Source organism: Rhodococcus sp. (in: high G+C Gram-positive bacteria), from assembly GCF_049286785.1.
In the GTDB taxonomy this organism is placed as follows: domain Bacteria; phylum Actinomycetota; class Actinomycetes; order Mycobacteriales; family Mycobacteriaceae; genus Rhodococcus_F.
Genome location: NZ_JBAQEO010000186.1, coordinates 1 through 6,147 on the forward strand (window position 1 = coordinate 1; position 6,147 = coordinate 6,147).

The 6,147-nt window shown below is 65.4% G+C and carries 6 protein-coding genes; 3 read left to right on the forward strand and 3 right to left on the reverse strand.

Annotation, left to right across the window (positions count from 1 at the left end):
* Window positions 1-84 precede the first annotated feature (84 nt).
* Both WAW17_RS07535 and kstD read right to left on the reverse strand, forming a co-directional pair.
* Window positions 85-945, reverse strand: coding sequence for a MaoC/PaaZ C-terminal domain-containing protein (locus WAW17_RS07535; protein WP_422332368.1), 861 nt, complete (start codon window positions 943-945; stop codon window positions 85-87).
* The gene (kstD, locus tag WAW17_RS07540; RefSeq protein WP_422332369.1) at window positions 935-2,662 is read right to left on the reverse strand and encodes a 3-oxosteroid 1-dehydrogenase; all 1,728 of its coding nucleotides are present in this window, start codon (window positions 2,660-2,662) and stop codon (window positions 935-937) included. The genes WAW17_RS07535 and kstD overlap by 11 nt, the downstream gene beginning before the upstream one ends.
* 147 nt (window positions 2,663-2,809) lie before the next feature.
* Here kstD and WAW17_RS07545 point away from each other — a divergent pair, with 147 nt between their 5' ends.
* From WAW17_RS07545 to dmpG, 3 genes are read left to right on the forward strand one after another with little or no spacing between them, the layout of a single operon-like run.
* Window positions 2,810-3,595 carry a 2-keto-4-pentenoate hydratase gene (locus WAW17_RS07545; RefSeq protein WP_422332370.1) on the forward strand — a complete coding sequence of 262 codons (786 nt, stop codon included), beginning with the start codon at window positions 2,810-2,812 and terminating at the stop codon, window positions 3,593-3,595.
* Between the two features lie 11 nt (window positions 3,596-3,606).
* The gene (locus WAW17_RS07550; RefSeq protein WP_422332371.1) at window positions 3,607-4,509 is read left to right on the forward strand and encodes an acetaldehyde dehydrogenase (acetylating); all 903 of its coding nucleotides are present in this window, start codon (window positions 3,607-3,609) and stop codon (window positions 4,507-4,509) included.
* Window positions 4,510-4,514: 5 nt separating this feature from the next.
* On the forward strand, window positions 4,515-5,567 hold the full coding sequence (gene dmpG, locus WAW17_RS07555) for a 4-hydroxy-2-oxovalerate aldolase (RefSeq protein WP_422332372.1): 1,053 nt from the start codon (window positions 4,515-4,517) through the stop codon (window positions 5,565-5,567).
* A 115-nt stretch (window positions 5,568-5,682) separates the two neighbouring features.
* Here dmpG and WAW17_RS07560 read toward each other — a convergent pair whose 3' ends face one another.
* Window positions 5,683-6,060: a VOC family protein gene (locus WAW17_RS07560; protein ID WP_422332373.1), complete on the reverse strand. Its 378-nt coding sequence runs from the start codon at window positions 6,058-6,060 to the stop codon at window positions 5,683-5,685.
* Between the last annotated feature and the right edge of the window lie 87 nt (window positions 6,061-6,147).

A 6,147-nucleotide genomic window follows, 5' to 3' on the forward strand; every position in this document is an offset into this window, starting at 1 on the left:
GGACAGGCGAGAACGCCCGGCGTGTACCGGCATGTATGTACTCCAGGATTGTGGGAGAAGTGGACGTTCGGATCGAGCGGCGGGTCAGGCCAGGGTCAGCACGACATCGGCCAATGCGGGGGCGTTCTCGCGTTCCGGAACCGTGACAGACATCAGCAGCCTGCCCTCTTCCTTCCAGATGCGGGTGTGCAGCGTTTCGCCCGGAAACACCACGCCGGCGAACCGGGCGCGGAACCCGGCGACGCGTGAGGTGTCGGAGTCGAGCAGGGTGTCGACCGCTGCCTTGCAGACCATCCCGTACGTGCACAGGCCGTGGAGAATCGGTGCGGGAAAGCCTGCGGCGGCCGCAAACTTCGGATCGGAATGGAGCGGGTTCCGATCCCCGCACATCCGGTACATCAGCGCCTGCTGCGGCAGGACGGGGGTGTCGACCTCGGCGTCGGGTTCGCGGTCGGGTAGTTCGATCGACTCGGACGGCCCGCGCTCGCCGCCGAAACCGCCTTCACCGCGGGCGAAGATGGAGGACCGTGCCGTCCACAGAGGGGTGCCGTCGAGGTCGGTGGTGGTGGACTCCTGGACGACGACGGCGGCCTTGCCCTTGTCCCACACCTCGGCGATCCGGGTGGTGGTGCGGGCCTTCCCCTCCGAGGGGATGGGCCGGTGCACGGTCACTTCCTGGCTGCCGTGCACCACCTTCGCGAGATCGATCTCGATGCCCGGGAACGACACACTGGGTGGCTCGGTGTCGTGGAAGCTCGCGGCCACGGTCGCGAAGGTCGGAAGGACCTGCGGCGTGCCGTCGGCGAGGTAGCGGAGTTCCTTCTCGTCGAGCGGGCGCGAGCCGGCGCCGAGCGCCAAGTTGTAATGCTGCACGTCGGAGGCGGTCCAGGAGAACTCCTGCGGGCGCAGTTCGGCTCCGATGGCTGCCGCGGGGTCAAGGGGCATTGGTGGCGTCTCCGGTGAGTGTGGTCTCGGAAGTGAGTGTTTCGGCGTCGTTCGACTTTCCGAGGATGTCCAGCACGGCCAGGTAGCCGAAGGTCATCGCGGGTCCGATGGTCGCGCCGGGTCCGGCATAGGTGTGGCCCATGACCGGACCGCTGGCATTGCCCACCGCGTAAAGGTTTTCGATGGTGGTGCCGTCTTCCCGCAGCACCCGAGCATTCTTGTCGGTGCGCAATCCACCCTTGGTGCCCAGATCGCCCGGCACCATCTTGATCGCGAAGAACGGTGCCTTCTCGAGTGCGCCGAGGCTGGGGTTCGGCTTGTTCCGTGGATCGCCGTAGTAGTGGTCGTAACCGCTCTCGCCGCGTCCGAAGTCCTCGTCCTTGCCGTTGCGCGCGAAGGTGTTGAAACGCGACACCGTCTCGGTCAGGGAATCCACCGGAATGCCTATCTTGTCGGCCAATTCGGCGATAGTCCCAGCCTTGACGACCACACCGGCCTTCAGCCAGCGGTTCGGGAAGGGGGAGCGCGGGGTGATTCCGGCGAACGCATACCGATCGCGGTAACGCTGATCGAGAATCAGCCAGCACGGAATGTTCTCGCCGGGGCCTTCGCCCTGTCCGTACTTGCCGCCGTACATCGCATGCGTGGCCTCGACGTACGGGGCCGACTCGTTGACGAACCGTTTACCGGCCTCGTTCACCATGATGCAGCCGGGCAGGGAGCGCTCCGACAGTGCGAACCACGGGCCACCGGTGAGTGGGATGGAGGGGCCCCACCAGGCGTCTTCCATGAGATCCAGGGCTGCGCCCAGCTTCTCACCGGCCCAGATGCCATCGCCGGTATTGGCCTTCGCGCCCACGGTCCATTCGGTGCCGATCGGTGCCCGCTGATACTTCTTGCGCGCCTCGTCGTTGTGCTCGAAACCGCCCGATGCGATCACGACGCCACGTCGTGCCCGGAACACCTGCGGCTTGCCGTCGACGGTGGTGTTCACGCCTCGCACCACCCCATCCTCCACGTACAGACTCGTGAGGGGAGTGTCGAGCAGAATCGGAACACCGGCCGCCTTCAGCCCGGTCTGCAATCCTGCGACCAGCGCCTGACCGCGGACGAGTAACTTCTTGCGAGTGATCTTGGCGCCGAGGAAGCGCAGACCGACGCGGGCCGCGCGGAGCGGTCCGCGCGGGTTACGCATCAAGAGGTTGAGCCAGCGGTAATCGGCCTGGGTGATGACGAAATTGGGCGGTGCCTTCACGTAATCGGGCTCCAGGTCGGCGAGGTCGTCGCCGAGTTTCCTGCCGTCGAACGGCGTCGGTTCCACCGATCGGCCACCGAGCCGTCCACCGGGCGCCTCAGGGTAGTAGTCGGAGTAGTCGGGCACCCACTGCAATTTCAGCTGGCTGTTCTTCAGCACGAACGACAGCATTTCGGGACCGCGATCGATATAGGTGTCGATGCGATCCCTCGGCACGACGTCGCCGATGATGCTGTGCAGGTAGGTGCGCGCCGCCTCGATGGTGTCGTCGACCCCCGCCGCCACGAGCGCTTCGTTGCCCGGGATCCACACACCTCCGCCGGAGCGTGCGGTGGAACCGCCGAAGTGGGAGGCCTTCTCGAGGATGACGACGCTGAGTCCCCTGTGGGCCGCGGTCAGGGCCGCGGTCATACCACCGGCACCGCTGCCGACGACCACGATGTCGTATTCGTGCTTGCTCATGTAGAACACGTTATAGAATGATGGGGCGATCAGTCCATCCTTTCCAGCCAGGAAGTATTACTGACCGCAACAAAGCACAAAGAAACACGTTGCAGTAGAAACGGTGGGCGTGCGCACGCACTCGAACCTCAGGGAAGGCCCAGAACCATGCTCTCGACGCAACAACGCACCGAGTTGGCCCGCCTACTCGACGCCGCCGAGCGCGGTCGCGCTCCGATCGCCCCCCTGACCGACGCACACCCCGACATCGACGTGGTCGACGCCTACGAGATCCAGCTGATCAACATCCGCAGCCGGGTGCAGGACGGAGCCGAGGTCGTCGGGCACAAGGTGGGCCTGTCCTCGCTCGCGATGCAGCAGATGATGGGTGTCGACGAGCCGGATTACGGTCATCTCCTCGCAGACATGGAAGTGTTCGAGGACCAACCCGTCGACACCGCCCGCTTCTGCTACCCGCGCGTCGAGGTCGAGGTCGCCTTCGTTCTGGGTAGAGACCTGCCGGGCGCTGGATGTACCGAGCAGGATGTCGTCGACGCCACCGCGTACTACGCGCCGTCCATCGAACTGATCGACAGTCGCATCGAGAACTGGCACATCAAGCTGCCCGACACCATCGCCGACAACGCGTCCTCCGCGGGATTCGTCCTGGGGGAGAACCGGGTGCGTCCGTCCGACATCGACATCAAATCCATCGACGCCGTGCTGACCTGCAACGGTCGGACCATCGCCGAGGGGCGCAGCGACGCCGTGCTCGGCAACCCGGTCACCGCCGTCGCCTGGCTCGCACAGAAGGTGGAGAGCTTCGGTGTGCGGCTGAAAGCCGGCGACATCGTCCTGCCCGGGTCATGCACCCGCGCCATCGACGCGCACCCCGGCGACCACTTCCACGCCGAGTTCAGCGGGCTCGGCTCCGTATCCCTGCAGTTCAAGTAGGAGTTTCTTCAATGACCAAGGCAAGCGTGGCGATCGTCGGTTCCGGCAACATCAGTACCGACCTGCTCTACAAGCTGCAGCGATCCGAATGGCTCGAACCGCGATGGATGATCGGGATCGACCCCGAGAGCGAGGGTTTGGCTCGCGCCCGCAAGATGGGCCTCGAGACGTCGGCCGAGGGCGTCGACTGGCTGCTTGCGCAGGCCGAGAAGCCCGATCTCGTGTTCGAGGCCACCTCCGCGTATGTGCACCGCGAGGCCGCACCCCGCTACGAGGCCGCAGGTATCCGCGCCATCGACCTCACGCCTGCCGCCGTCGGCCCGGCCGTGGTTCCGCCGGCGAACCTGCGCGAGCATCTCGATGCGCCGAACGTCAACATGATCACCTGTGGCGGGCAGGCCACCATCCCGATCGTGTACGCCGTATCCCGGGTGGTGGACGTGCCGTACGCCGAGATCGTGGCGTCGGTGGCATCCGTGTCGGCCGGGCCGGGCACGCGCGCCAACATCGACGAGTTCACCAAGACCACCAGTCGCGGTATCGAGACCATCGGCGGCGCGCAGCGCGGCAAGGCGATCATCATCCTCAATCCTGCCGATCCGCCGATGATCATGCGTGACACCATCTTCTGCGCCATCCCCGAAGACGCCGACCGGGCTGCCATCACCGATTCCATTCACCGAGTGGTCGCGGACATCCAGCAGTACGTGCCCGGCTACCGCCTGCTCAACGAACCGCAGTTCGACGAGCCCAGCGTGGTATCCGGTGGGCAGGCCACCGTCACGACGTTCGTGGAAGTCGAGGGTGCAGGCGATTTCCTGCCGCCGTACGCGGGCAACCTCGACATCATGACCGCGGCGGCAACCAAGGTGGGCGAAGAAATCGCCCAGAAGCTCCTGAGCGTGGAGGCGTGACAGACATGACCCACTCCGATTCGTCCATACATTTCGACTCCAGCTGGGACATCCGGGTCACCGACACGTCCCTGCGCGACGGCTCGCATCACAAGCGGCACCAGTTCACCGGCGAGGAGGTGCGCGCCATCGTCGGTGCGCTCGACAACGCCGGTGTCCCGGTCATCGAGGTCACCCACGGCGACGGCCTCGGGGGCTCGTCGTTCAACTACGGCTTCTCGAAGGTGCCCGAGCAGGAGCTGATCAAGATTGCCGTCGACACCGCGAAGAACGCGAAGATCGCATTCCTGATGTTGCCGGGCCTGGGAATCAAGGACGACATCATCATCGCGCAGGACAACGGCGCCTCGATCTGCCGGATCGCCACCCATTGCACCGAGGCCGACGTCTCGATCCAGCATTTCGGGCTCGCCCGGGAACGCGGCCTCGAAACGGTCGGGTTCCTGATGATGGCCCACTCCATCCCGCCGGAGAAGCTTGCGAAGCAGGCTCGGATCATGGCCGACGCCGGTTGCCAGTGCGTGTACGTGGTGGACTCGGCCGGTGCGCTCGTCCTCGAACAGGTCTCGGACCGTGTCGAAGCACTCGTGCAGGAACTCGGCTCGGACGCACAGGTAGGCTTCCATGGTCACGAGAACCTCGGACTCGGGGTGGCGAACTCCATCGCCGCAGTCCGGGCGGGCGCCAAGCAGATCGACGGCAGCACTCGACGCTTCGGTGCCGGTGCGGGTAACGCACCTGTCGAGGCGTTCGTCGGCGTGTGCGACAAGATCGGCGTCAAGACCGGCATCGACTTCTTCGCCATCGCCGATGCCGCCGAAGATGTGGTGCGTCCGGTCATGCCCGCCGAATGCCTCCTGGACCGTCAGGCCCTGATGATGGGATACGCCGGCGTCTACTCCAGCTTCCTCAAGCACGCCGAACGCCAGGCTGAACGTTACGGTGTCTCCTCCGCCGAACTCCTCGTCCGCGCCGGCAAGCGCAAACTCGTCGGCGGCCAGGAAGACCAGCTCATCGACATCGCGCTCGAACTGCAGAAAGAAGCCGCGGGGCGCTGACCCCTACCGCGTCGCCCATCCCTCCGGGCCGCCCAATATCACACTGGTTCAGTCAGATTGGACGAATGTGACATTGGGCGCGGTCGCGGGCGGCGCGACGGGTCAACGCGACGGATCAGTGGGCGGTTTCCCACAGTCCGATGAGGTTGCCCTCCGAGTCGGAGAAGTAGGCGGCGAAGCCCATGTCGCCAATGGGTGTCCGTGCGGTGACAGTCTTTCCGCCCAGCGACTCGATCTTCTCCAGCGCCGCGTCGATGTTCTCGACGTCGACGGTGACCACGGGTGAGGTGATCTCCCCGCGCTTCGTCATGCCGCCGTTGATGAATCCGGGCTCGGCGGACACGCCGCTCTCGGTGACCGGACCGGTGATCGCCATCGTGTAGTCCATGTCGGGAATCTCCGCGAGGCTCCACCCGAAGGCGTCGCGGTAGAACGACCGTGCACGGTCGCCGTCGTCGTAGGGAATCTCGAAATGCACGATTCGGCCGGTCATAGCGCCTCCCCGGGTCGGCTGACGCCGCCGTATTCGACGACAAGGTCCAGCCTAGGCCGCTGCACCTCCACCTGGGAAGGTTTACAC